This window comes from Aliiglaciecola sp. CAU 1673, assembly GCF_029223185.1.
Lineage (GTDB): Bacteria > Pseudomonadota > Gammaproteobacteria > Enterobacterales > Alteromonadaceae > Bowmanella.
The window spans coordinates 163,748-188,598 of record NZ_JARHUG010000001.1; the positions used below are offsets into that span (position 1 = coordinate 163,748).

Annotated in this window: 22 protein-coding genes; 9 read left to right on the top strand and 13 right to left on the bottom strand. The window is 50.4% G+C overall.

Annotation, left to right across the window (positions count from 1 at the left end):
- Positions 1 to 109: 109 nt before the first annotated feature.
- Both P2G88_RS00675 and P2G88_RS00680 read right to left on the bottom strand, forming a co-directional pair.
- Entirely contained in the window at positions 110 to 1,057 is a 948-nt protein-coding gene (locus P2G88_RS00675; protein WP_275793664.1) for a hypothetical protein, read from the bottom strand.
- Complete coding sequence (locus P2G88_RS00680; protein WP_275793665.1) at positions 1,041 to 1,916, bottom strand: PhnD/SsuA/transferrin family substrate-binding protein; 876 nt, start codon at positions 1,914 to 1,916, stop codon at positions 1,041 to 1,043. The genes P2G88_RS00675 and P2G88_RS00680 overlap by 17 nt, the downstream gene beginning before the upstream one ends.
- A 304-nt stretch (positions 1,917 to 2,220) precedes the next feature.
- On the opposite strand from P2G88_RS00680, the gene P2G88_RS00685 reads away from it, so the two are divergent.
- Positions 2,221 to 5,352, top strand: coding sequence for a TonB-dependent receptor (locus tag P2G88_RS00685; RefSeq protein ID WP_275793667.1), 3,132 nt, complete (start codon positions 2,221 to 2,223; stop codon positions 5,350 to 5,352).
- Between the two features lie 132 nt (positions 5,353 to 5,484).
- Positions 5,485 to 6,648 (top strand): endonuclease/exonuclease/phosphatase family protein, encoded by a 1,164-nt coding sequence (locus tag P2G88_RS00690; protein ID WP_275793668.1) that lies wholly within the window; start codon positions 5,485 to 5,487, stop codon positions 6,646 to 6,648.
- A 50-nt stretch (positions 6,649 to 6,698) separates the two neighbouring features.
- Here P2G88_RS00690 and argR read toward each other — a convergent pair whose 3' ends face one another.
- Positions 6,699 to 7,160, bottom strand: coding sequence for a transcriptional regulator ArgR (argR, locus tag P2G88_RS00695; RefSeq protein WP_275793670.1), 462 nt, complete (start codon positions 7,158 to 7,160; stop codon positions 6,699 to 6,701).
- A 232-nt stretch (positions 7,161 to 7,392) separates the two neighbouring features.
- Here argR and mdh point away from each other — a divergent pair, with 232 nt between their 5' ends.
- Together mdh and P2G88_RS00705 are read left to right on the top strand one after the other, a co-directional pair.
- Positions 7,393 to 8,328, top strand: coding sequence for a malate dehydrogenase (mdh, locus tag P2G88_RS00700; RefSeq protein ID WP_275793671.1), 936 nt, complete (start codon positions 7,393 to 7,395; stop codon positions 8,326 to 8,328).
- 225 nt (positions 8,329 to 8,553) lie between these two features.
- A complete protein-coding gene (locus P2G88_RS00705) occupies positions 8,554 to 8,985 on the top strand; it encodes a hypothetical protein (protein ID WP_275793674.1) in 432 nt (143 codons plus the stop codon).
- 35 nt (positions 8,986 to 9,020) lie between these two features.
- On the opposite strand, the gene P2G88_RS00710 is transcribed toward P2G88_RS00705, so the two are convergent.
- Positions 9,021 to 10,469, bottom strand: a complete 1,449-nt coding sequence (locus tag P2G88_RS00710) for an amidohydrolase family protein (RefSeq protein WP_275793676.1) — start codon at positions 10,467 to 10,469, stop codon at positions 9,021 to 9,023.
- 54 nt (positions 10,470 to 10,523) lie between these two features.
- Complete coding sequence (ispB, locus tag P2G88_RS00715) at positions 10,524 to 11,495, bottom strand: octaprenyl diphosphate synthase (protein ID WP_275793677.1); 972 nt, start codon at positions 11,493 to 11,495, stop codon at positions 10,524 to 10,526.
- 275 nt (positions 11,496 to 11,770) lie between these two features.
- On the opposite strand from ispB, the gene rplU reads away from it, so the two are divergent.
- The 4 genes from rplU (at position 11,771) to folA (ending at position 14,157) form a co-directional block, all read left to right on the top strand.
- Positions 11,771 to 12,082 carry a 50S ribosomal protein L21 gene (gene rplU / locus P2G88_RS00720; RefSeq protein WP_275793678.1) on the top strand — a complete coding sequence of 104 codons (312 nt, stop codon included), beginning with the start codon at positions 11,771 to 11,773 and terminating at the stop codon, positions 12,080 to 12,082.
- A 15-nt stretch (positions 12,083 to 12,097) separates the two neighbouring features.
- Positions 12,098 to 12,355: a 50S ribosomal protein L27 gene (rpmA, locus tag P2G88_RS00725; RefSeq protein ID WP_275793679.1), complete on the top strand. Its 258-nt coding sequence runs from the start codon at positions 12,098 to 12,100 to the stop codon at positions 12,353 to 12,355.
- Between the two features lie 122 nt (positions 12,356 to 12,477).
- Positions 12,478 to 13,665: an Obg family GTPase CgtA gene (gene cgtA / locus P2G88_RS00730; protein ID WP_275793681.1), complete on the top strand. Its 1,188-nt coding sequence runs from the start codon at positions 12,478 to 12,480 to the stop codon at positions 13,663 to 13,665.
- A 3-nt stretch (positions 13,666 to 13,668) separates the two neighbouring features.
- On the top strand, positions 13,669 to 14,157 hold the full coding sequence (gene folA, locus P2G88_RS00735) for a type 3 dihydrofolate reductase (RefSeq protein ID WP_275793683.1): 489 nt from the start codon (positions 13,669 to 13,671) through the stop codon (positions 14,155 to 14,157).
- Positions 14,158 to 14,219: 62 nt separating this feature from the next.
- On the opposite strand, the gene P2G88_RS00740 is transcribed toward folA, so the two are convergent.
- The 7 genes from P2G88_RS00740 to lptD form a co-directional block, all read right to left on the bottom strand.
- Positions 14,220 to 16,244 (bottom strand): methyl-accepting chemotaxis protein, encoded by a 2,025-nt coding sequence (locus P2G88_RS00740; protein WP_275793684.1) that lies wholly within the window; start codon positions 16,242 to 16,244, stop codon positions 14,220 to 14,222.
- Between the two features lie 232 nt (positions 16,245 to 16,476).
- Positions 16,477 to 17,289: a symmetrical bis(5'-nucleosyl)-tetraphosphatase gene (locus tag P2G88_RS00745; RefSeq protein ID WP_275793685.1), complete on the bottom strand. Its 813-nt coding sequence runs from the start codon at positions 17,287 to 17,289 to the stop codon at positions 16,477 to 16,479.
- 6 nt (positions 17,290 to 17,295) lie between these two features.
- Positions 17,296 to 17,676: a Co2+/Mg2+ efflux protein ApaG gene (gene apaG / locus P2G88_RS00750; RefSeq protein WP_275793686.1), complete on the bottom strand. Its 381-nt coding sequence runs from the start codon at positions 17,674 to 17,676 to the stop codon at positions 17,296 to 17,298.
- 4 nt (positions 17,677 to 17,680) lie between these two features.
- Entirely contained in the window at positions 17,681 to 18,484 is an 804-nt protein-coding gene (gene rsmA, locus P2G88_RS00755) for a 16S rRNA (adenine(1518)-N(6)/adenine(1519)-N(6))-dimethyltransferase RsmA (protein WP_275793687.1), read from the bottom strand.
- Positions 18,481 to 19,464, bottom strand: a complete 984-nt coding sequence (gene pdxA / locus P2G88_RS00760) for a 4-hydroxythreonine-4-phosphate dehydrogenase PdxA (protein ID WP_275793688.1) — start codon at positions 19,462 to 19,464, stop codon at positions 18,481 to 18,483. Before pdxA ends, rsmA begins: the two co-directional genes overlap by 4 nt.
- Complete coding sequence (surA, locus tag P2G88_RS00765) at positions 19,465 to 20,748, bottom strand: peptidylprolyl isomerase SurA (RefSeq protein WP_275793909.1); 1,284 nt, start codon at positions 20,746 to 20,748, stop codon at positions 19,465 to 19,467.
- Positions 20,749 to 20,773: 25 nt separating this feature from the next.
- The gene (gene lptD / locus P2G88_RS00770; RefSeq protein ID WP_275793689.1) at positions 20,774 to 23,077 is read right to left on the bottom strand and encodes an LPS assembly protein LptD; all 2,304 of its coding nucleotides are present in this window, start codon (positions 23,075 to 23,077) and stop codon (positions 20,774 to 20,776) included.
- Positions 23,078 to 23,351: 274 nt separating this feature from the next.
- On the opposite strand from lptD, the gene djlA reads away from it, so the two are divergent.
- Entirely contained in the window at positions 23,352 to 24,194 is an 843-nt protein-coding gene (djlA, locus tag P2G88_RS00775; RefSeq protein ID WP_275793691.1) for a co-chaperone DjlA, read from the top strand.
- A 62-nt stretch (positions 24,195 to 24,256) separates the two neighbouring features.
- Here the strand turns inward: djlA and P2G88_RS00780 are convergent, their stop codons facing one another.
- Complete coding sequence (locus tag P2G88_RS00780; protein ID WP_275793692.1) at positions 24,257 to 24,850, bottom strand: peptidylprolyl isomerase; 594 nt, start codon at positions 24,848 to 24,850, stop codon at positions 24,257 to 24,259.
- Position 24,851: the final 1 nt, after the last annotated feature.

Genomic DNA, 24,851 nt, shown 5'->3' on the forward strand with positions numbered 1-24,851 from the left:
GAAACAGAAAAAAGCCAGCCATGGGGCCATTTTTGGCCTAATTAGCTTTACGTAAAGATAGTTTTTCCTGAAGAAGCTGAATTGTCATTTACCGAAGAGAATGCTGAAGTTATTTTCCGATGATTTCGATGTCTGCGCTTTTGATATCATCCAGGGCATAGCTGTGAACTTTGGAACGTGAACCTTCTCCTTGGGCCTTGGGAGGGTAGAACACCATCTTAGCTTCCGGATTTTCCTTGAATGCCTCATCTAAGGCCGCGCGCACTTCACTGAGCATCTTATCCAAGTTGCTGCGAAAATCCGGTCGTTTACGGATGGTGTGGCCCAGCTCTATCAGCCTGGAGAAGTAGCGATTGGCGCTGTCCAATAACTCCTGCGGCATATCCTTATTGTGACTCAGGCTGGCTTTGTCGTTTTGTTGGCAATACTCAAGCACCGCTAAATAAAAGCACAATGGCTTATTAGAGAGTTGTACAGGATGGTGGCCCTTGTGACAGCTCAGGCTGCGGTCGTGCAGGTTGATAATCAGGCGCGGACGCTTTGGCTGAGCGTTTTCACTCAAAGACTGCTGTAGTGTGGGACTGTAATCCATACGCCCTTTACTGAGCAAAAACAGCAGCGCGGTGGCCAGAAAAGGCCAAACGGAAAGATTGGCCAATAAGCTGAAATTTGCTGTTCCTACCTGAAGATTGAGTTCCTGACCGGGAGTTTGTAACTGCCTTTGCAATGCATGGTTAAATTCAATCGGACTTTGAACCTGAATGCCTTGTAGGCTGTGAATTCTGATTGGCATTTGCATCTGCTTGGCTTGTTGGTTCAGGCTTTGCAGGTAGCGCCTTACCGAGGGCTCATCGGCAGCGGTATTCATCGCTTCGTTGGGGAGTTGCAACCAAGGAACATCCAGGGCAATGCGTTTTTCCAAGGCGACAATTGAGCGTTCGATGGCTTGAGTATGGCTCTTCTGTGAAGACACCCAAAACAATGTCTGAAATAACAGATAAGCCGACAGGATCAGTAACGTATAGCGAAAGGCTGGATTTTCAAGACTGGCTTTCATTGGCAATATCACAGCTGGGTTCAGGTGCCAGTTGGTTGTAATAACTGGAGTTCTGCTTCCTTGCTATTTCTATCAGACTTTCCTGAATGGCGCAGAACAAATTAACGTTATTGGTTTGCATCTTCAGGTACCACTTATTCCCGCTAACTTGTTGTTCCAGTGGAGTAATGTAGTTTTTGGAGAGGATTTCACTATCGCTCTCCTGCCAATAGGACGAGATCATATCCACTTTACCACTGATCAGCAGTTGTCTTAACTCCGTGTGTGAGTTGGCGTAAACGAATTGAAGCTGTTCGGAAGATAGCCCCAAGGACTTAAACAAACCCATTGGGATAATATGACCCGAGCGGCTGGTAGGGTAGTCAAGCAGTCCTATTCGTTTACCTAAAAGGTATTCTTTAGTCAGCCTTGGCTTTTCTCGGTTGGCAATCAGATACGCCGAGTAGTCCGGGTAGGAAGCAATCATCCTGTACCCATAACTGTTTTCTGCTCGCAGCGCTTGCATCAAATTTTCTTTCACCAAGGCCAGATCGGCAATACCTTTGCCGACAAATTGCAGTACCTGATCTTCATATTGATTCCAGTAGATTTTGACTTGACCGAACTGCTTAGCCACAATGCTGTTGGTACAAAGAGTCTGAGACAGGACTTGCGCGAGACCAGGAGTGTTAATGAAGGTCGTTAAAGTAGCCTTACTATTGCTTCCTGTTTGGCACTCAAGATGAGTTTGGATAACGGGACTGAATTCTTGTTCTGTAGAAACCAGTTCGCGACCAGCAATCCACCAAATAAGCAAGGACAGACTCACTGCTACCAATGCCAGCAGGGTTTTTGGCAATACAAGATTCAGTTTAACCATGAGTGGGATAGCATGTTGTTAAGTGCGGCTAATTTCACCAGCTAATCTTACTTGTTGCAATGAGTAATTTTACTGATGATGCGTAACTCTTTGAAAAATAAGATTTATGAATAAGAAGTTATGAATCTTTTTAGGGTCTTCCTTTTTTTTTAAAAGAACGCACAATTTGTCCCGACTTTTTAACGACGGGCAAAGCCGCAGAATAGTCTTTTCGACCTCGTCACGGGGGGCGAACAAGGTGAAATCGCTTTGCAACAATGCTCCCGTAAAGTGAACACACACAATAAACCACTAGGAAAGTACAATGTTTAACAACTCCAAGCTTAATCGCGTAGCGTTGGCTGTGGCACTGGCTGCCGGGGTCTCCTCCGGAGCACTGGCTCAGGAAACCTCGTCAGGCATTAACGGAAAGGTTTTAGGCCCTCAGGGCAATGCTGCCGCCAATACCAAAATCACTATCACTCACGTTCCTTCCGGTACCACCAGAACTGTTACTACCACAGAGGCTGGTAACTTCTCTGCCAAAGGCTTACGCGTAGGTGGTCCTTACCGCGTAGAAGTCGATTCTGACAAGTTTCAGGATACCGCGGTCAGTGATATCTACCTGACGTTGGGTGACGCTTACACGCTGGATCTAACGCTTGAAGAGCAACAAGCTATTGAAGCTATCGTGGTGACGGCCAGTCGCATTACCGGTAACTATGGCCAAACCGGTCCATCCAATAACTTTGACCTGACCAGTCTGCAAGCTGCGCCTTCTGCAAGTCGTGACATTAAAGATGTGGTGCGTATCGATCCCCGTGTTTACATCAACGAAGCGGGTTCAGATGCCATTCAATGTGCCGGTGCCAACCCACGCTTTAACAGCTTAACTGTTGACGGTGTGCGTATGAACGACAACTTCGGCTTGAATAGCAGCGGCTATCCGACAGAGCGCATTCCCTTCTCCTACGACGCCATTGCCCAGGTTGCCGTAGAATTGGCGCCATTTGATGTGCAGTACGGCGGTTTCACTGCTTGTAATATCAATGCTGTTACCAAGTCTGGTACTAATAAAGTCCGTGGTGGCGTTTTCTACGATTACACTAGCGATTCGCTAAAAGGTGACAAGCTGGAAGGCGACAAGATCGCCACAGGTGATTACACCGAGAAACGTTACGGTTTTAATGTTGGCGCTCCGCTAATCGAAGATACCCTGTTTATCTTCGCAGCCTACGAAAAGCTGGAAGGCGCGCAGATTTTTGAATATGCACCTTTTGACAACGGCAGGGTTTCCCAGACTGAGATTGATCAAATTGCTCAGGTCGCTCGCGATGTTTATGGCTACGAGCCGGGTTCACTGCTGCCCAGCATGCCGGTAGAAGATGAAAAGGTCCTGGTTAAACTGGACTGGAACATCAACGATTACCATCGTGCCAACCTGGTTTACAACTACAACGACGGTTTCTCCATCGATCAGTCGGACTCCGGCTCAGATCGTATAGCTCTATCGAATCACTTCTATGAGCGAGGCGCTAAGTTTAACTCTGTAGTCGCTTCATTGTACTCAGACTGGACTGACAGCTTCTCAACGGAACTGCGTATCGGCCACTCCTCATTGGATAACCGCCAGATCTCCATTGACCAAGCCAGCGGATTTGCAGAAGCGCAAGTCACAGTGTCAAACGGCGTAGTAGTTTATATTGGTCCCGATGACTCTCGTCAGGCCAACAAGCTGAAGTATGACAACTTGTCATTCAAACTAGCCGGGACATATTATCTTGATGAGCACAAGTTGGACTTCGGCTATGAGTTCGAAGAACTGGATGTGTTCAATATGTTCGTTCAGCACACAGTGGGCGAATACCGTTTCGACAACATTGACGCGTTCCGTAACGGTGTGGCCCGTGTTTACTATGGTAATGCCGCAAGCCACAATCCTCTTGATGCGGCCGGTGAGTTTGAATACACGCTGCACACCGCTTATGTACAGGACGAATACAGCTTCAGTGACGTAGATCTTAAAGTTATGTTCGGTCTTCGTTATGACTGGTATAGCAGCGACGACCTGCCTAAGCACAATCAGAACTTTGAAGATCGCTATGGCTTCTCCAATAGCCAGAACCTGGATGGAAAAGACCTGCTGCAACCCCGCTTTGGCTTCAACTGGGCGGCCAGTGACGATGTAGAAATCCGTGGTGGATTCGGCCTGTATTCCGGCGGTAACCCCAACGTTTGGATTTCTAACAGCTATTCCAACGACGGTGTGCGCAATATTCAGGTTAATAAGCGCGGAATGCAGCTGCTTGGTCCTAATGCTGTAGCTCTGACTGGTCAGGGAAATGCGATTTATGATATTCCCGTTGAGTTGTATAATCTGGTTGGCGGCGGTTTAACCGATGCTGGCGTTGATGCCACCGATCCAAACTTTGAGATTCCATCTGAGTGGAAATACGCTTTGGGTCTGACCTATACCTCGCCCGATGACTATATCGTAACTGCGGACATCCTATACACGGATAAGCAAGACTCAGCGATAATCAAGAATCTGGCCAACGTAAAAGTCGGTGAGGCTCCAGATGGTCGTCCTGTCTATGCAGACACTAATCACCCCGGTCAATCTGACTTGTTGCTGACCAATGTTGAAGGTAAGGATGGAGAATCCACGGTATTCTCCGTGGGTGTGAGCAAGCAGTATGACAACGGCGTGGATATGGCGTTTTCTTATGCCTTTACCGAGGCCAAAGAAGTGCACCCCATGACCAGTTCTGTGGCTTTCTCTAATTATCATCGTATTGACACCGCTGATCCGGAAAACCCAGGTTTAGCCCGCTCTAACTATGAGATCCCGCATCGCTTTACCTTGAACCTGGCGTACACCACACAGCTGTTCGATGGACTGGATACCAAGTTCAGTCTGTTTGGTCAGGCTAACGAAGGTCGCCCTTATGGCTACACCTTTAATACTGCAAGGAACTTCCTGGGTTTCAATGATGAGCCAAGACAGTTGCTGTATGTTCCGTTAGAAAATGATCCTAATGTCGTTTACACGCCAGCTGTATATGATGAGCAGGGTAACTTGGTTAGCGGATTTGATCTTAATGCCTTTAATGCCTTTATCGAGTCCGAGGGCTTGACCCGTGGCGAGATCCTGGATCGCAATGCTCTGAGCAGCAGCTGGTGGGTGAAGTTTGACGTTAAAGTCGAACAGGAATTCCCCGGCTTCTACGAAGATCATAAAGGTAGCGCTTATTTCGTTATCAAAAACATCGGTAACATGATTAACGATGATTGGGGCGTATTGAAAGAAGGTGGCTCTTTGCAGCCAGCTGTAACTGCTGGCATCAATGCTAACAATCAGTATGAGTACAAAGAGTTTCTGAATCCGGCAGGCCAGAGCCGTGAGATTACGCCTTCTCTGTGGGAAGTGCGCTTGGGCGTGAAGTACAGCTTCTAATCCCAACCTGTCTCCCTATAAAGCCGGCCTAGCGCCGGCTTTTTTCTTTTTTGGTGAGAGCGTTACGGCTTTCACGCATAATACCTGTCCAGTAACCCGTTAAGCCGTTCAAATATGATAAGAACCATTGCAATGACACTGACTCTGGTAAGCAGTTTCTATGGTCAAGCCGCCGCTGAAAAGGCCGAGCTACGTATTGCGACTTTTAATGTCAGTATGGAAGCCACCAATTATGTGGATAGAGAATCCAAGGCTACAGGCAATGAACTCTTCGAGCGACTGGCCGACGGCCAACATCCACAAATCCGTAATACCGCTGAGATCATCCAGCGAGTGCGCCCCGACATTGTGCTGCTTAATGAATTTGACTATCACGCCGACCCGCAAAAAGGCGTGTTGGCTTTCGTTAAAAATTACCTTCAGCACAGTCAGAACAATGCCGAACCCATCGATTATCCGTATTTTTACATTGCGCCAGTCAATACCGGCGTAGATTCTGGGGTTGATTTAAGCGGTGATGGTATAGCCTCTGGCACGGGTGATGATGCCTTTGGCTATGGCGTCTATCCGGGGCAATACGGCATGGTGCTGCTAAGTCGTTACCCCATTGATAAGGAAAATGTGCGTACCTTTCAGTATTTCCTGTGGAAGGATATGCCAGGCAACCTGATGCAAACTGTGGTGCATCAAGATGGTCGCCCCTGGTATGGCGAGCAAGCCCGGCAAGTAATGCGCCTGTCGTCTAAATCTCATTGGGATATTCCGGTAAAGGTCAACGGCAAGACTATCCACGTGCTGGCCAGCCATCCTACGCCGCCGGTATTCGATGGTCCCGAGGATAGAAACGGTAAACGCAACCATGATGAAGTGCGCTTTTGGGTGGACTATTTGTCGGCAGGCGAACAAGCAGCGTATTTGTACGACGATAAAGGACAGCGCGGCGGCATTTCTGGTGAGACCTTTGTGATTGTGGGGGATCTCAACTCCAATCCCGTGGAAGGAAATGCACATAAAGAGGCCATTTCTGCCTTAATAGGTCATGAAAAGGTGGCAGGGGACTTTATCCCCACTAGCGAAGGTGGTGAGCTGCATTCGCCGGATAATCCCCGGGGCAAAAGTCATACAGCCGGGTGGCGTATGCGTGCCGATTATGTGTTGCCTTCCAAAGCCGGGTGGGACATTCACTCTGGTGGGGTATTCTGGCCCAAAGAGGGAGAGGAGCTTTATCGATTGGTGAAGGACAGACAGTCTTCTTCAGACCATCGGCTGGTGTGGATGGATTTGCAATTTCAATGAACAGATCTTTATCAGCAGTGAGGTTATATCACCTCACTGCTCACCGGTATTTACACATTCTCAAATAAGTCTTCAACCCGTTTACGGGTTTCCTCGATACGCGTCACATCGGCCGGGGCGATAAAAATGGTATCGTCACCTGCAATAGTGCCCAGCACGCCATCTGACGGACTCAGTGAATCCAGCAGTCGGGCAATCAACTGAGCAGCCCCGGGGCTGGTACGAATGATGATCATCACGTTGTTATGGATAATATCCAGCACCAGTTGTTTGAGTGGGCTTTTGGCAGTAGGCATGCCCAATTCAGGGGGTAAACAGTAAACCATCTCGCCACGGGCGTTACGGGTGCGCACCGCACCGAACTTACTGAGCATTCTGGACACTTTCGATTGACTGATATTGTCAAATCCCTGTTCTTTAAGGGCATCCACAATTTCTCCCTGAGAGCCAAAACTCTCGCCTTTAAGGATTTCGCGGAAGGCTTTAATCAGTTCGTCTTGTTTGCTCGCCATGCTCGTTGTGCTCGTTACTCTGTGTGGTTATTAGGAAAGTAGGCCGTTACTTTACTCGCCATCCTCAGACAATCAATAACTTTGCTGCTAATCGTCGCCAATTGGAAGCAAAACAGCCTGTTTGAAGTCCATCAGAAAAATGACACTAGACCAAGGGTGAACTTGCTATGCACAGCGCCAGCCAGTAGACTTTGCCAGCACCAATCTGGTCCAATTTCCCAAGGAGAACAAGATGAAAGTTGCAGTGTTGGGCGCCGCCGGCGGTATCGGTCAGGCCCTGTCCCTATTGCTTAAGACCCAGCTGCCTGCTGGCTCTGAGTTGTCTCTGTATGACGTAGCGCCCGTGGTTCCCGGTGTTGCTGTGGATCTGAGTCATATCCCTACCGATGTAAAAGTAAAGGGTTTCGGCAAAGACGATCTGGCCACGGCCCTGACAGGTTGTGACATTGTACTGATCCCAGCTGGCGTGCCTCGTAAGCCTGGTATGGATCGTTCTGACTTGTTCAACATTAATGCCGGTATCGTGAAGAACCTGATTGAAGCCATTGCTGACAACTGTCCCAAAGCTTGTATCGGTGTGATCACCAACCCGGTTAACACCACTGTGGCCATTGCCGCAGAAACCCTGAAAGCCAAGGGCGTATACGACAAGAATAAGCTGTTCGGTGTGACCACCCTGGATGTGATCCGTGCAGAAACTTTCGTTGCCGAACTCAAAGGTCTGAATCCTGCCAATGTGCATGTGCCTGTAATCGGCGGTCACTCCGGCACCACTATTCTGCCTCTGCTGTCGCAGGTTGAAGGCGTGAGCTTCAGCGATGATGAAATCTCCAAACTGACTCACCGCATCCAAAACGCCGGTACCGAAGTGGTGGAAGCCAAGGCCGGTGGCGGTTCAGCAACCCTGTCTATGGGGCAGGCAGCAGCACGCTTCTGCCTGTCTTTGGTTGCTGCCATGCGTGGTGAAAACGTGGTGGAATACACTTACGTAGAAACCAACAGCGCAGACGCCCGCTTCTTCGCTCACCCTGTGCGTTTGGGTAAGAACGGCGTGGAAGAAATCCTGCCTTACGGCAAGCTGAGTGACTTCGAGCAAAAGGCTAAAGACAGCATGCTGGAAGGTCTGCGTGGTGATATCAAGCTGGGCGAAGATTTCGTTAACGCCTAAGAGATACCATTCGCCTCTGAAAAACCGGCCAACTGGCCGGTTTTTATTTTTTGAGGTCAGGTCTTGAAATTTGCATAAAATCTGCAAAATTCAAGACCTGACCCCAAATACTTTTAAGCTTACCAATACTTTACCTTTCTTTACCAAATCTTGACCCACTTAGGCCCTGCTATTGCTGACACTAATGTACCGCCAATCCGGCGGTGTCAAAAAAGGAGCATAACAATGCAAATCCAAGCGATGTCAGGGGCCGCCTATATGCAAGGTGCCCAGATGGGACAGGTAGGGCAGGGACAACGTCCACCACCGCCTCCTAAGGATGGATTGTCCGGTTTCATGGACACGGCGAAAGATGACCCCGAAATAAGGGATTTCCTGCAGAGTATCCGCGAAGCCTCAGACAGCGGTGAGTTTGATGCGCAGGCCCTTGCCGAGCAGGCCCCTGACTCATTGAAGTCTTATGCTGAGGAAAACGGCATTGACCTGGCGTCCATGTTTCAGAAGAAACATGATGCCCATCAGGAGCGAATGGCGTCATCAGAAGGGGGACGGCAACCTATTGCCGGACGTTTTGCCCAACTGCAGTTTTCGACATCCAGTGAAGGCATTCTGATGTCTGCCTTGCAGCGAAGCACTGGGGTTGAGACGGCCGCTTAAGCACTGAGGCACTTGGCTTGTCAGGGAAGACAAGCCTAGCCGGACTGCCAGCGTAATAAGTTCAGAAATTCCCGTCGGGTTTTAGGTCCATAGGTTTGAAAGTGCGGTGATGTCTTTTCCTGAAGTTCAGCTTTGTGTAGCGCTACCTTGTCTTTACTTGTATGTCTGGCCACTTCCTCAGGGCTAACCTGATAGGGTTTGCAGGCGTTAAGACCTAAAATCTTGGTTTTGAGGGAGGTGCTCAGTGCCGGGTAGCCATATTGTTCCTGAAAGGCCTCGCTAATCTGAAAAGCTCGGAAGGCCTGGATCTGATCCTGCGGCGAACCATACCAGATGCTGTCAGTACCCCACAGCACGTTGTCTTCTCCCACAGCCTGCAATAATTTACCCAGAGCATGGGCCGCTTGCTCGGGATGGCGCATTAAAAAACGCCAGGTGGAACCAAGTTCTGCATAAACATTGCTGTTAGTTTGTACTTCATTGTCCCTGATTGACTGCACCAGGCTGTCGATACCGGCGCGGCCTTTGCCTGGCGCAAAAGACTGCTCTTCTAATCCTGGCTCAAAACCACTGTGGTAGATGATAAAGTTCACATCGGGATAACGCTTGGCCACGATGCCGATATCGGTGCACAGACTGTGCTCGTAAGATTCACGGCCAAAGGGAATGCCTTTGTGGATGCAGATATTTTTGATCCCCAACTGTCTGGCCTTTTCGATAAAAGGAATACCCACCTTTTCGTCATGCAGATAGAAGCCTTTACCATCAGGCCCCCATTGGGTATAGGTCTTCCAGGCGCTGACTTTCCATTTCTCTGCCAACTCGTCCATGCCCTCTAAATCACCGGTTTGATTGGGATTGACCCGGCCATGCAGCAACAGCCGATGTTCGCCTTCCAACTCATCGACGATGCGTCTGGTGGCATCGGCTTCCTCAATGGTCAACGGCTCCCGCTCCCGATGTGAAGGCACAAAGGAGAGCACCATCATGCTGGTATCGCTGTCCATAAAGACGTCTTTGACGAATTGTTTCGGCCCGAGACATTGCAAATAGGAGCGATCGCCAGGCAAGTCAGCCAAGGGACAATCCGCGTAGGGCATACCGGAAAATGGTTTGGCATCGGCAGGAACTTGATTGAGCCAACGACCATTGGGATCGACAAAATGCCCCTGAATATCAAAGATAAACTCTTCTCCTTCCAGCACCGCGGCAGCAGCAGGCTCAACCGCGGCATCCTGATGCAGGGCGAAAAAGCCGCCGTTAAGTCCGTGAGCAGCATTGACCTGATTGGCACACAGCAGGGTTGCGGCAGCGGCGCAACTGGATATTAGAAATTGGCGTCTGTCCTGGCCAAGATAGTGGCTTAGCCGAACTATCTCCTCGCTGGCTTGTTGGTTAACCTGGCATTCTCTGGGGCTTAATGGGATAGGACAAAACTCACCATTGGAGGTGCTGTCCAATTTGATCGGCAGGGGCTGGTGCATTGAGGGACTCCTTCATCGGTGTCCCTAAACATAGTCGACTTGTTATGGTCTTGCTTAAGCGGCGCGTTCGACGGAAATACGGGCCAGATGAATAAGCGCCTGCTTGTATTCAGACTCTGGCAAGCAAGCTAGCGCTGACACCGCCTGCTCAGCTGCTTCATGCGCTTTCTTCTTGGTGTATTCCAGAGCGCCGGTGCGCTTCATTGCCTGATGGATAGTGGCAAGGTGAGGTAAGCCGTTGGCGTTTTCGATGGCGTCACGGATTAACGCCGCCTCATCCTCGTTGCCATGCCACATGGCGTACAGCAGGGGTAGGGTAGGTTTGCCCTCAGCCAAATCATCACCGACGTTTTTACCCATTTCTTCGGCATCGGCATCGTAATCGAGAATATCGTCTACCAACTGGAAGGCGGTACCCAGATAGCGCCCATAATCCTGCATCGCCAGTTCAATTTGCGAAGGTTGATCGGTAAGCACCGCTGCCAATTGCGTGGCGGCTTCAAACAACCTCGCCGTTTTGCTGTAGATAACCTGCATATAGCTGTCTTCGCTGGTATCCGGATCATTACAGTTCATCAACTGCAACACTTCACCTTCGGCAATCACGTTGGTGGCATCAGACAGAATTTCCATCACCCGCATACGCTCAAGGCTTACCATCATCTGGAACGAACGGGTATAAAGGAAGTCGCCCACCAGCACACTGGCCTGATTGCCAAATAGCTCATTGGCTGTCTCGCGGCCACGGCGCATAGTGGATTCATCCACCACATCATCATGTAACAGGGTGGCGGTATGGATGAATTCGATAATCGCCGCCAGTGTGTGATGGTGATCGTTCTTTATTCCCAGCGCACGGGCTGCCAGTACGCAGATCATCGGACGGATACGTTTGCCGCCGCTGTTGACGATATAGAAACCCAATTGGTTGATCAGCGCCACTTCGGAATTGACCTGTTGCTGAATCAGCAGGTTGACGGCCTGCATATCTTCTTGTGCTAATTGGCGGATCGTTTGGATATCCATCGGGCTATTGCTGCTCCTGTCGAAGTTGGCGGCATTTTTACAGAAAATGACGTTGTGTTCCAGTAATGCCCAAGCAACTCTGATTTGTGAGATAATAACAGAGTTAACACTGATGAATTAACCACCGTCAGGCTCCATCACCACTAGCTTACAGGCCTGTAACAGCGACCGCGATTTTTTCAGATTTGCTCTTGCGGCGTTTGCACACTTCACGTACAATTCGCGCCCTGTTTTAGAATTGTGGCGTCAAGCAGACGCAATGAGCGGAGTATAGTATGTACGCGGTTTTCCAAAGTGGTGGTAAACAACACCGTGTGGCTGAAGGTCAGACCGTTCGCCTAGAAAAGATTGAGATCGCTCCAGGTGAAACTGTCGAATTCGACAACGTATTGATGGTCAGCAGCGGTGACGACGTTAAAATCGGCACCCCTTTCGTGGCTGGTGGTAAGGTTACTGCTGAAGTGGTAACTCATGGTCGTGGCGATAAGGTCAAGATCGTGAAATTCCGTCGCCGTAAGCATTCACGCAAGCAAATGGGCCACCGTCAGTGGTTCACTGAAGTCAAAATTACTGGCATCAGCGCTTAATAGGAGTATTGACAGATGGCACACAAAAAGGCGGGTGGTAGTACTCGTAACGGTCGTGATTCAGAAAGCAAACGTCTTGGTGTTAAGCGCTTTGGCGGCGAATCTGTTCTGGCTGGCAGCATCATCGTGCGTCAGCGTGGCACCAAGTTCCACGCCGGCACTAACGTAGGTCTGGGCAAGGATCACACTTTGTTCGCTTTGTCTGACGGCAAAGTACAGTTCGAAGTAAAAGGTCCTCAGAACCGCAAGTTTGTGAGCATCGTTGCTGAATAAGCAACGTCTTAGCAAACTTGAGAAGCCCCGCTCCATGCGGGGTTTTTTTTAGCTACTATTTGTGATGGTTTTCCAGATGTCAGGTACATTTGGGCAGATACTTGTGTTTCGCGGGGGCGTTTATGAAGTTTGTTGATGAAGCCGAAATTCGTGTTGAGGCCGGTGACGGCGGCAATGGCGTTGTGAGTTTCCGCCGTGAGAAGTATGTGCCCAAAGGTGGTCCCGACGGCGGTGACGGCGGTGACGGTGGCAGCGTCTATCTGCTCGCCGATGAAAACCTTAACACCTTGATTGATTACCGCTTTGAGCGGGTTCATCGTGCCGAACGTGGCCAGAATGGTCAGGGCGGTAACTGTTCCGGTAAAGGTGGCGCCGATCTGGAACTGCGCGTGCCCGTGGGAACTCGTGCTACCGACGAAGACACCGGTGAAGTGCTGGGCGATCTGACCCGTCATGGTCAGCGTTTGATGGTGGCCAAAGGCGGTTTCCATGGCTTAGGCAATACCCGTTACAAAAGCAGTACCAACCGTGCCCCGCGGCAAAAGAGTAACGGTACCCCTGGCGATATTCGCAACCTCAAGCTGGAATTAATGCTGCTGGCTGATGTAGGCCTGCTCGGCCTGCCCAATGCCGGCAAATCGACCTTTATTCGCAGTGTATCGGCAGCCAAGCCCAAAGTAGCGGACTACCCTTTCACGACATTGGTGCCCAACCTCGGCGTGGTTCGTGTGGAAAGCAGCAAGAGCTTTGTGATTGCCGATATCCCCGGATTGATTGAGGGTGCTGCCGAAGGCGCCGGCTTGGGGATTCAGTTCCTTAAACATCTTGAGCGCTGTCGTGTGCTGTTGCACCTGGTGGATGTACTGCCTGCAGATCAATCTGATCCTGCATATAATGCCAAAGCCATCATCAACGAGCTGGAAAAATACAGTCCAAAACTGGCTGCCAAACCTCGTTGGTTGGTGTTTAACAAGACCGATCTGCTGTTGGAAGATGAACTGCAGGAAGTGATTGACAAAGTACTGGCTGAACTTGAATGGGAAGGTCCGTATTTTCAGATATCCGCTATCCAGCGTCAGGGCACAGATAAAGTGTGCCGCGAAATCATGACCTTTATCGATGCCTTGCCGGCGCCGACTGAAGAAGAACTGGAAGCCGAGAAACCCGAATTTAAATGGGATACCAAGCGTCAGGTGGAAGATGCTGCCGATGATTGGGACGATATCGACGAAAATTATGACGAAGATTTCGATGATGACGACTGGGATGAAGATGACGACGATGGTGTCGAAGTTATCTATCGGAGGTAAGGCGTGAGGATTGCTATGATTGCCGCAATGGCCAGGGACAGGGTGATTGGCGCTGACAATCAAATGCCCTGGCACCTTCCGGCCGATCTGAAGCACTTTAAAGCTGTGACTTTGGGTAAACCTGTGGTGATGGGCAGAAAGACCTTTGAGTCCATTGGCAGACCCTTACCGGGAAGGCGCAATATCGTGATTAGTCGCGATCCCGGCTTTAACGCGGCAGGCATTGAGAAGGCAGAAAGCCCGGAGCAGGCGATGGCCATGGCTGGCGATTGCGAAGAGCTGATGGTGATTGGTGGGGGGGCTGTTTATCAGGCGTTTTTGCCTCTGGCAGTACGCTTGTATTTGACTGATATCGAACTGTCCGTTGAAGGGGACACTTGTTTCCCTGACTACCAGCAAGCCGCTGATTGGCAGCTGATTGATGAAGTGTTTCGTCCAGCCGACAGCGATAACCCCCATAATATGTGGTTCAGGACGCTGGAACGGCGATAAGCAGATAAAAGATAAACATAAAAAACGCGACCCGAGGTCGCGTTTTTTATTGAGCGTTTACCTTAGACTCTGAAGGTGCGGATGGAGCCTTGCAGCTCATCTGCCAGGCGCGCCACTTCATGGCTGGAGTCGGAAGTCTGTTCTGCACCGATAGCCGTTTCTTCGGCGATAGCGACGATGCTTTCCAGTTTTTCGCTGATCTCCTGGGATACCTGGTATTGCTCACGAGCCGATTGTTCAATCTGGCTGCTTACATCATGGGCTTTGTGTACGGCGTTGGTAATCAAATCCAGGGCAGAGGTGGCTTTCTCGGTTTGATTCACACAAGCCTCGGCCTGAATTTTGCCTTGCTGCATCACGCTTACCGCCTTCTCGGCGCCAGCTTGCAGCATCTCGATCATTGAGTGGATTTCCTGGGTCGATTGCTGCGTGCGGCTGGCCAGGGTCCTTACTTCGTCGGCTACTACCGCGAAGCCTCGACCTTGTTCACCGGCACGCGCAGCCTCAATGGCAGCGTTCAGGGCCAGCAGGTTGGTCTGGTCGGCAACGCCACGAATTACATCCAGGATACCGCCGATACTGGCGCTGTCCTGATGCAGTTTGTTGATAACTTCGGCCGCTCTTTCCACTTCCTGAGCCAGCTGCATGATAGTTTTCTTGTTCTCCATGGAGATGACTTTGACCTTTTCGGCTTCGGCATCGGCATGACGAATCTGATTGAGGGTATCTTCTGCGTTTTGTGTGACCAGCTGTGAGGTGCTGTTCATCTCAGTAGTGGCCGCTGCCACCTGACCCACCTGCGACTTCTGTTGCTGGATAGAGGTAGTGGTTTGCGCGGTCACCGCGGAGGTTTGCTCTGATGCGGCCGCTAATTGGGTCGCTCTGGAGCTGATACCGGAGATAAGCGACTTCAGGCTATCAATCAGGTTGTTACAGTTGCGGGCGAGCTCGCCGAATTCATCTTTGGAGCTGTCATCCAGCTTACGGGTCAGGTCGCCGGAGGAGACCACTTTGAGCATCTCGTTGACTTTGTTCAGCGGTACCGTGATAGCGCGCACGCTGAAGAAGGCGATGGCACTGGCGGCGACAGCCGAGATCAGCATGATCACGATAGTGCTGGAGGTACCACCAGATACGGCGTTGGAAACATCAGTTTTTGCTTGAACCGTGATAGCGTTGGCCAGCTTCAGCAGGTTATCTAACTCCACCATGCCAACTTCAATGTCTTGTTCCGATGCACTTAAGGCTTGAGAAGCCTGATCCTGGCTTTTTAACCTTGCTACCTGGTTAGCCAAAATACCCTGACCAGAGCCTATCGTGCTGTTCAGGTCTTCAACCAGGCCTTGCACTTCTTCCAGCATACCGCTGCTGTCGCGGTCATTGGCGGCATCTATCATCTCACCAGTCACCTTGACTACATCAGCAAGTATTAATTTGAGCTCGTTACCAATGGTTTCGGCCTTGGTTAAATCCCTGGTGCCCAGATATTGGTTACCTACAGTCACCATAGACATTAAACGGGTTTCCAGTTGGGAGCCAATCTTGGCGGCGGCGGCCAATGCGCCATTGCCTCGGGCAGCATCCAAGTCAGAGAAATCCAGTAGCATAGTAGAAGTGTCATCGGTGTTATCTTCTACATCACCCATCTGTGAGCGTAACTTACGAGCCAGTCCCAGGTCGGTGCGTCGATTATCAAACATCTTGGTGACGTTCTTTAAGTAATCGACATACACCTTTTCGACTTTGTTCAGGGTTGCTTTCAACTCAGCCTGTTCAGCAACTGTACCCTGCAAGGTCTCAAGTGTCTGATCAAAACTGGTTCTGCTGGCGTCAAACTTTGTCTGCAAGGAAGCAAGATTGTCTAATTCAGTTTCGTAGTAGGCTTCAACCGTCGCTCTACCCATACTCACGAAAGCCACTTTGAGTCCAGTGCTGCCTTGTAAGGTGGGTATGGCCAGATTGTTAACTTCATCTGTTTTACTACTCACGCTATCTAAATTGAGCAATGAAGAGATACTGACGATAAATAAGAGCAGCGTAATGATGGCAAAACCACCGATAACGCGCATTGCAACAGTTAGTTTCATTGACACTCCACTCTTTCCCGGGACCTCACATTGCAACAATTCTGCAACGGGCTTTAACTAAAAACCAGAGACAATTCGTAATAATACCACTGTCATGACCAGTATAGGTGACTAAGTTATTGTATCTTTTAGGAGTTATGTCGTCTTTTATGGCAGTTTTTTCCTTGAGACTGACTACTCGCCAGCAGTTTGAGTTACACAAATGGCGCGTGCGCCCCAAATTCCCTGTGACTTACTGAAAACCTTTTATCTGGATGCGATCACCAGACTCCAGATGCAATGCCGTCAAGGCGCCTCCCCAAATGTAGCCCGTATCCAGTGCGATGCAATGTGGATTACTGCTATTGCCTTCCAGTGATGCCCAGTGGCCAAAAAGTACTTTTAGCGGGGAGCAAAGGGGGAGCGCAGGATGAGCAAACCAGGGAATGAGGTTGATAGGTGCCTCTGCTGGCGGGGATTTCACTTTTAGATCCAGTCGTCCGTCTTTGTCCACGTAACGCATTCTGGTAAGAGCATTAATGATAAAGATCAGGCGCTCTTTGCCCTGCAGTCCCTCTTGCCAGGCTTGAGGCTCGCTGCCATACATTTGTGCTAGGAGTGTTTTCCAGTTGGGACCATTCAGCATATCGCCAACTTCTTTGGATAACGCTATAGCTTGATCCGGCGTCCATAACGGATAGAGTCCGGCATGACTTAAAAACGTCTGCTTATTAATCCATACAGCCAGCGGTTGCGCGCGCAGCCAGTCGGCATATTGCCGGCATTTTGCAGAGCCAAGCAGCTGGTCAAACTTATCGGCCGCTTTGGGCGCCTTTATGCCGGCATAAACAGCCAGAAAATGCAGATCATGATTGCCAAGAACCGTGCTGAAGCTGTCTTCAAGGCCATACAGAAAACCAAGAGTTTGCAGGGCATCTGGTCCGCGGCCAATCAAATCGCCAACTGCCCAAAGTTTGTCGATACCGGGTTCAAAACGGACTTTGTCGAGCAATTTGCATAGCCCGTCATAGCAGCCCTGGATGTCGCCAACGACATAAGTGGCCATGGTGGTTTAGTTAACCAAGTGCGGGACAGCCAGGCTAAAGATTGGAATTGCAGCGTTGAACTGGCCGCCATCCAATCTTTCCATGGTGTAAAATCCTTGCATGGTGCCCACAGGGGTTTCGAGCATGGCGCCACTGCTGTATTGGTAGTTTTCGCCAGGCATGATCACCGGTTGTTTGCCCACAACCCCCTCACCGGAGACTTCCATCTTATTGCCGTTGCCATCGGTGATAAGCCAGTATCTGCTGAGTAGCTGTACCCCCTCATCCCCCTGGTTTTTGATGGTGATGTGGTAAGCAAAAGCGAATTTGTCGCGAGTAGAACTGCCTGGCAGAAAGTTGGTCTCCACTTCGACCTTGATAGCTTGCTTGATGTCAGCCTCAGACATGCTGTTACTCACCCTTTTTGGCGGCCAGATTGGTCAGCGCGGCATAATCCGACAACGACAGATTTTCAGCCCGAAGCTCGGGGTTAAGCCCAACCGATTGGATCTCTTCTTCACTCAGCAGTGATTTAAGGCTGTTGCGAATGGTCTTTCGACGCTGATTAAAGGCGGTGGCGCAGACTTGATTGAGCAGACCGGCATCGGCGACTTCCACAGGCTTATTCTTGTAGGGAACTAACCTTACTACCGCTGAATCCACTTTAGGGGCCGGCTTAAAGGCGCCCGGCGGCACACTGAGCACCGGAATGACCTGGCAGTGATACTGTGCCATCACTGACAGCTTGCCATAGTCTTTGCTTCCAGGACCGGCAGCCAAACGCTCTACCACTTCTTTTTGCAGCATAAAATGCATGTCTTGGATCTGCCCGGCAAACTCGAACAGATGAAACATCAAGGGCGTGGAAATATTGTATGGCAGGTTGCCAAACACCCGCAGCGGGCGTTCATCGTTGATAAGGGTAGTGAAATCAAAGCGCATGGCATCGGCTTCGACCACATTCAGCTTGGGTCCTAAAAACGGGTGGCTGCGTAATCTGGCGGCGAGATCCCTGTCCAGTTCCACAACGGTCAGTTTGTCTACCATGTCACACACCGGCTCGGTCAGTGCAGCCAATCCCGGACCGATTTCCACCAGGTTCTGTCCGGGCTTAGGGCCAATGGCATCGACTATCTTGCCGATAATATAGGGGTCATGCAGAAAGTTTTGGCCGAATCGTTTGCGTGCCGTATGACCTAAGTGTTGTTTACTCATCTTGCTATTCCGGCCATTTCAATGGCTTTTTCTAATGCCAATACAAAGCTTCCGGCGTCAGCCTGTCCACTACCGGCCAAATCCAGCGCTGTGCCATGGTCTACCGATGTGCGAATAAAGGGTAAACCCAGAGTGATATTCACCGACGCACCGAATCCTTTGTATTTGAGTACCGGCAAGCCCTGATCGTGATACATGGCCAACACCGCGTCCGCTTCTTTCAAATATTTAGGCTGAAAAATGGTATCCGCTGGCAGCGGTCCAATCAGGTTGATCCCTTCCTGACGCAGCTCTTCCAGGGCCGGGATCATCACTAACAGTTCTTCCTTGCCGATATGGCCGCCTTCACCGGCATGGGGATTGAGGCCGCAAACAAAGATCTTGGGCTTTTTGATACCGAATTTGAGTTTCAAATCGGTATTCACGATATGGATCACCTTGTGCAGCCGCTCTCTGGTAATGGCTTTAGCCACGTAAGCCAGAGGAATATGTGTCGTGGCCAGTACCACGCGAAGACCTTCGGTCGCCAGCATCATCACCACATCTGGGGTATTGGATTGCTGAGCGAAATACTCGGTGTGGCCGCTGAACGACACGCCTGCTTGGTTGATAATGCCTTTGTTAACCGGGCCTGTTACCACCGCATCAAATTCGCCACTGATATTCTTTTCGCTGGCTTGGCGCAAAGTTTCTACTACGTAGCGGCCATTAGCAGCGTCCAGCTTGCCAGCTTCAACCGCAGTATCGGCTGGGATATTTACCAAAAACGCCTGTCCCTTTCCCAACAGGCGTTGATCATTGGCATCGTAGTCCACCAATTCCAGTGGCAGATTTAAAAGGGCAGCCCGTTGTTTGAGCATATTGCCGTCGGCAAATAGCACAAGCTGGGCAGGCCAGCTTCGCTGCAGTAAGGCCAGGGTGAGGTCTGGACCTATCCCGGCAGGCTCACCTGGGGTAATGGCAATACGAATCGGCGGCATTTATTGCTGTTGCTCCAGCACTTCGATATAAGCCTGGTCGCGCATTTCACGCATCCAGTTGTCTGCTTCTTCGGCAAATTTACGACTGAACAACAACTGATAGGCTTTATCTTCTTGCAGCTTCTCTGTGGCATCGCCTACCCGACGGTCCAGCAGTTGCACCAAGTGCCAGCCAAGCTGACTGCGAAAAGGTTGGCTGTATTCGTCTTTTTCCAGGTTGTTTAAGATATCCCTGAACGCGGGGACGTAGATAGTTGGATCGGCCCAGCCCAATTCACCGCCTTTAAGCGCAGAGCCTGGGTCGGCTGAGTTGTCTTTGGCCAACTTGGCAAAGTCGGCCTCGCCCTTGATCAGCTTTTCGCGGAAGTCTTTGAGCATCTGTTCGGCTTTTTCCTCGCTGAGAATGACTGAGGGTTTGATCAGAATATGACGGGAGTTCACTTCGGTGACTTCAACGGTTTGCAGACCACGGGTATCAAAAATAGTAAGAATATGGAACCCGGCGCCGCTGCGGATAGGACCGATCAAATCTCCCTTTTTCTTTCCCTGTACCGCTTCGGCGAACAGCGTAGGCATGGCGTTGATATTCATCCAGCCCATATCACCCCCTTCCAGGGCTTTTGCGCCCGAAGATGAGGCAATGGCGATCTTGGAAAAGTCTGAGCCGCCGTTCAGCAGTTCGATAACTTTGTCTGCACGTTCACGGGTGGCGTCAATATCGGCGTCAGTGGGCTGTGCCGGGAAACCAATCAGGATATGACCCAAGTGATACTCCGCTTGCTGCATGCCTTGTTCTTCCATCAGGCTAACCAGGCTCTCCACTTCTTGCGGGGTGATATAAACACGACGACGTACATTGGCACGACGTACCTCACCCATAATCAGTTCGCGACGTACTTCTTCACGGTAGCTGTCGTAGCTGACGCCTTCTTTAGTAAGCTTTTCGCGCAGCTGTTCTTTGCTCATGCCATCACCCTGAGCAATATTGGCAATGGTTTGTTCCAACTGTGGATCGCTGATTTGGATGCCCATACGCTCAGCCATTTGTAGCTGCAAGTTGGTCAGGATCAGGCGCTCGATAACCTGTGTGCGCAGGGCGCGTTCGGAAGGCAGTTCTTGCCCGGACTTCAGCGCATTACGCTTGACGCCTTCAAGCATTTCATTGATTTCGCTCTCCAGGACTACGCCTTGATCAACGATGACCGCAACCTTATCCAATTCAACAGTATTCGCCGAAAGGCCAGCACTTAGTAGTAGCAAGAAGGAACAACAAAGGAATTTCAATTTCATAGTTAGCAATCACACATCATCAATTGTTTAAGAAATAAGGTTGGCGATATCCAAACAAGCCCTGGTTAAGTATTGAGCGGGCATTTCTGCTGCCACCCAAGCCTTTTAACACAAACTGTAAGGCAATACCGGATTCAAATTCATTTTCCGAACGTTCACCTAAGGCATCGAATCTATTACTCAGGTTTCGCTGTGCAACCAGTTGAATGGCCCAGCAGCAAGACTCATACTGAATACCGGTAAAGGTCTCAATGCTACGATTCCCCTTCACATCCTCATACCAGCGCCCCACCCATTGCCAGCGATCCGCGATGGGCCAACTGGCGGTAAGGCCAAACTGGTCTATCTGTTCACCGGAGATATCTCTGACATAGCGGTGGTTTATTTGTACCAGACGATTGGGACCAATTTGGTAGTCCAAAGACAGGTTACTGCGATCTACCTTCTGGTTGGAACTGGAGAGCTGAACTTCAGAGTGCAAGAACCATTTACTGCTCAGTCGCCAGTCCACTTCGGCCGCCAGCGCTGAACGGTCTGAATTACGCTCATTCTCAGTCAACTCACTATCGGAAAAATAGAATATCTGACCCACGCTTAAGCGTAATTGTTCCCGGTTGCTTTGATCTACAAAGCGGGTGGCTACCCCCAAGGTCAGATGATTGGAATCGCTGATGCGATCCAAACCGGTAAACTCCTGTCCTCTGAACAGGCCGATATAGTCGTTAAGCAACCGGTTGGTATCATACAGACCAATATCGTCCTGATTTTCGTAAGTGGTGTAGAGATATTGGAACTTGGGCTCCAGAGTTTGGGTCATCTCTTCGCCAAAAAAGCGGGTCTGTCTTTCCAGATTAATGGCGCCGTAGAGGCGGCCCTGGCCAATGGTGCGGCTGACCGTTTCAGACAGTAACGACGCCTCAGGTACATCCTGCCAGTAGAAGGTTTGCAGCAAGCTGGTTTCTGCCACCAATTCCCCCCAGGCGTTGGCCAGAGGCAGGCTCAGGGTGGGCGCCACGTGAAAGCGGGTTGCTGTTGGGCTGTTAATATCGCCGTTGTCGAAGTAGGCCAGTTCTGAGTTAAAGCTGAACTTGAAATGGCTCAACAGCGGCTGGCGGTATTGCAGACGCAGCTCAGGGATGGCCCGATAGCTGTTTGGATGATTGCCGATGATTTCAAAATCACGGATTTCGGCGCTGAAGTTGAGCTGGTTAGAGAAATAATTCAGACCCACATTCTGATACAGGTGAGTGTCGGCGCGACTGTAATAGTCAGAGCCCAAATCGACGATGTAGTTATCGTCACTCAAGCCGTTGTAATCGGCGCTGACCTGCCAGTTTTCATCCAGCTCGCCCAAGTGTTGCAGGCGATAAAAATAACGCGCATCGTCAAATTCATAGCGGCTGTCTGCGTCCAGATATTCCAGATCCACTTGTCCCCGGTGGGCTTCAGTCAGATAACGGAATTCTGTTTGCAGCTGCACGCCGCGATCGGTCATCAATCTGGGGGTGATAGTGGCGTCATAGTTGGGCGCCAGGTTCCAGTAGAAGGGCTGGGCATAGCTCACCCCGACCCTGTCGGAGGTAGACACCTCCGGAAAAAGCAGGCCGGTCTGGCGTTGATCGGTAACCGGAAATTTAAAGTACGGCAGATACATCACCGGCACATCGCCCAAATAGAACCGGGTATGGCGCACGGTTCCCCACATATCGCCGGGCTCTATGGTCAGGCTACTGGCTTCAATACGCCAGTCCTCGGCGCCCTTGGGGCAGGTGGTAAAGCTGAGATCATTAAGACTTATGCCATTGTCGCCATTAATATTGATATTGCCGGCTTGGCCGCGGCCATTGAAATTAAGCATGCGGTATTGGGTTTCCTGCATGTTTAATTCACCAGATTTGAAATCGAGCAGAATATCTTCGCTGTCCACCCGGATTTGCTGATCAAGGTAGCCAATTTTCCCGCTGGCTGTCAGTTGCCCCGCATCTTTGTCAATTTTGGCCTGCTGGGCCTTGATTCTGGCGCTGCTGCTATTTATTTCCACATTGCCGGAGAAGGATGCTTGAGTGTCCTGCTGGATTTCAGCTTTTTGGGCTTTGACCATAATGTTGTCACCCATATCGGTCATGGGCTCAAAGACATTTTCAACCGGCGCCAGGCAAATGGGTTGCTGCGCCATGGTGACGCATGGAAATAGCCAAAATGAAAGTGTAATTGCGCGCCGTAAATTCATCAGGAAATGTTTAGTATTCTTATGGGGTTGGAACTGGCCGGACAGTTGGGCAATTTTAAGGGTTTCGACCAGATTTACCAGCAAAGTTCCCATATTTTATCCTGTTCCTGAGCAAGGGCTGATGGCCGCCCTATTTCCCTGTATTCACCAAGCTATCAGGGCTTGCCCAAAAATGCAGCCGGCGGCAGTGAAAATCCGAAACAAAAAACGGCAAAGTGGCAGTAGGGTGATTGGCAATGAACTTATCAACATGCGCTGTGCTTCTTTTCATGTAAGCCTTTGGTTATAGTTCCGGTCAATTGTTTCCCGATGGTTTTTCGCTAAAGGGGAATGGTCATTCAGCGATTGGGTTAAGGATCACAACGGCATGCCAATTTGGGGCAAAGTACTGGGTACGTTTTTCGGTTTTATGTTTGGCCGTATTCCCGGCGCGATTCTGGGATTTATTGTTGGACATCTGTTTGACCGCGGTTACAGCCAGAACTTCGACCAACTGGGCGGTTTTGGGCGGTTTTTCGGCCAGGGTGATGATTTCCAGCGCCAGGCCGTCTTCTTCCATGCCCTGTTCTCCAGCATGGGCCATGTGGCCAAAGCCAGCGGCCAGGTCACCAAAGAAGAAATCCAAATGGCCACCTCCTTGATGGACCAGATGGGTCTCTCTGGTGATACCCGATTAGAGGCGCAACAAGCCTTTCGCGAGGGCAAAGCGGCAGATTTCCCGCTTAAAGAGACGCTGATGGAATTTCGCCAATCCTGTCACGGACGCCGTGACATCATGCAGGTGTTTCTGGAGATCCTGATCCAGGCCGCCTATGTGGATGGCAGTCTCGACAGTGCCGAACACAGGGTGTTGGAGAATGCCGCTGCCCATTTAGGCTTTCGCCGCCATGAGCTGCAGTATTTACTCTCTGTTTATGAAGCAGAAATGCGTTTTCGCACCCGGGGGCGACGCCAGCAGAGCAGTCAGGGGCGCAGCAGACCCGCCTATACCGAAGCCAACAGCCTGGATGACGCCTACAAAATTCTTGGCGCAAAAAAGACCGATGATATGGCCACCATCAAGAAAACGTACCGCAAGCTGATGAGCGAGCACCACCCCGATAAGTTGGTATCAAAAGGCTTACCTAAACAAGCCATGGAAATTGCCAAGGCTAAAGCCCAGGATATCCAGGCCGCTTACGAGATGATTAAGAAGACTCGGGGAGAGTAGTTGGGGGTCAGTACGAAGATTCCCGCTAACGACATGCGGGAATCCCTATCTACAATCGTGCATCAAAACTGCTGCGGCAAGATAGTCGCCTTTTTAATCACAACAGGCTCTACCGGCACATCTGACCAACCAAAGGTCGGGTCGATATGGGTTTCCACGGCGGCAATCTTGTCCAGTACATCCATGCCTTCCGCTACCATGCCAAATACGGCGTAGCCCCAGTTACGGCCCGGATCGAGGCTGGGATTGTCCTGCATATTAAAGAAGAACTGACGGCCAGCCGAGTGGGGATCGTTTTCCCTGGCCATGGCGATGGTATACATGCCGTTTTTATTGCCGTTTCCGGATTCGTTAAAAATGGTACCCATCACCGGCTGGGTGTTGAATTCCTTGTCATAGCCGCCGCCTTGCACCACAAAGTCTTTGATGACGCGGTGAAAAATGGTGTTTTCATAGGCTCTTTTGTCCACATAGAGCAGAAAATTATTGCTGGTAATCGGGGCTTTGGCGCGATCCAGTTCCACCACAATATCGCCCATGGTAGTTTCCAGTTTTACCCTGGGGAACAGATTATCAGGCTGAATTTTGCTGCCGTCGGCGGCTGCGGCCAGTACCTGGCTTGCCAGGAACATGAGGGTGATGGTCAACCATTTCATA

Excerpts from the sequence above, each read along its gene's own strand:
- P2G88_RS00780 (WP_275793692.1), bottom strand. The coding sequence starts at position 24,850 with ATGAAATGGTTGACCATCACCCTCATGTTCCTGGCAAGCCAGGTACTG.
- rpmA (WP_275793679.1), top strand. The coding sequence starts at position 12,098 with ATGGCACACAAAAAGGCGGGTGGTAGTACTCGTAACGGTCGTGATTCA.
- P2G88_RS00710 (WP_275793676.1), bottom strand. The coding sequence starts at position 10,469 with ATGCACCAGCCCCTGCCGATCAAATTGGACAGCACCTCCAATGGTGAG.
- rplU (WP_275793678.1), top strand. The coding sequence starts at position 11,771 with ATGTACGCGGTTTTCCAAAGTGGTGGTAAACAACACCGTGTGGCTGAA.
- djlA (WP_275793691.1), top strand. The coding sequence starts at position 23,352 with ATGCCAATTTGGGGCAAAGTACTGGGTACGTTTTTCGGTTTTATGTTT.
- P2G88_RS00675 (WP_275793664.1), bottom strand. The coding sequence starts at position 1,057 with ATGAAAGCCAGTCTTGAAAATCCAGCCTTTCGCTATACGTTACTGATC.
- mdh (WP_275793671.1), top strand. The coding sequence starts at position 7,393 with ATGAAAGTTGCAGTGTTGGGCGCCGCCGGCGGTATCGGTCAGGCCCTG.
- argR (WP_275793670.1), bottom strand. The coding sequence starts at position 7,160 with ATGGCGAGCAAACAAGACGAACTGATTAAAGCCTTCCGCGAAATCCTT.
- ispB (WP_275793677.1), bottom strand. The coding sequence starts at position 11,495 with ATGGATATCCAAACGATCCGCCAATTAGCACAAGAAGATATGCAGGCC.
- P2G88_RS00740 (WP_275793684.1), bottom strand. The coding sequence starts at position 16,244 with ATGAAACTAACTGTTGCAATGCGCGTTATCGGTGGTTTTGCCATCATT.
- lptD (WP_275793689.1), bottom strand. The coding sequence starts at position 23,077 with ATGGGAACTTTGCTGGTAAATCTGGTCGAAACCCTTAAAATTGCCCAA.
- P2G88_RS00745 (WP_275793685.1), bottom strand. The coding sequence starts at position 17,289 with ATGGCCACTTATGTCGTTGGCGACATCCAGGGCTGCTATGACGGGCTA.
- P2G88_RS00705 (WP_275793674.1), top strand. The coding sequence starts at position 8,554 with ATGCAAATCCAAGCGATGTCAGGGGCCGCCTATATGCAAGGTGCCCAG.
- P2G88_RS00685 (WP_275793667.1), top strand. The coding sequence starts at position 2,221 with ATGTTTAACAACTCCAAGCTTAATCGCGTAGCGTTGGCTGTGGCACTG.
- apaG (WP_275793686.1), bottom strand. The coding sequence starts at position 17,676 with ATGTCTGAGGCTGACATCAAGCAAGCTATCAAGGTCGAAGTGGAGACC.
- pdxA (WP_275793688.1), bottom strand. The coding sequence starts at position 19,464 with ATGCCGCCGATTCGTATTGCCATTACCCCAGGTGAGCCTGCCGGGATA.
- rsmA (WP_275793687.1), bottom strand. The coding sequence starts at position 18,484 with ATGAGTAAACAACACTTAGGTCATACGGCACGCAAACGATTCGGCCAA.
- P2G88_RS00680 (WP_275793665.1), bottom strand. The coding sequence starts at position 1,916 with ATGGTTAAACTGAATCTTGTATTGCCAAAAACCCTGCTGGCATTGGTA.
- P2G88_RS00690 (WP_275793668.1), top strand. The coding sequence starts at position 5,485 with ATGACACTGACTCTGGTAAGCAGTTTCTATGGTCAAGCCGCCGCTGAA.
- cgtA (WP_275793681.1), top strand. The coding sequence starts at position 12,478 with ATGAAGTTTGTTGATGAAGCCGAAATTCGTGTTGAGGCCGGTGACGGC.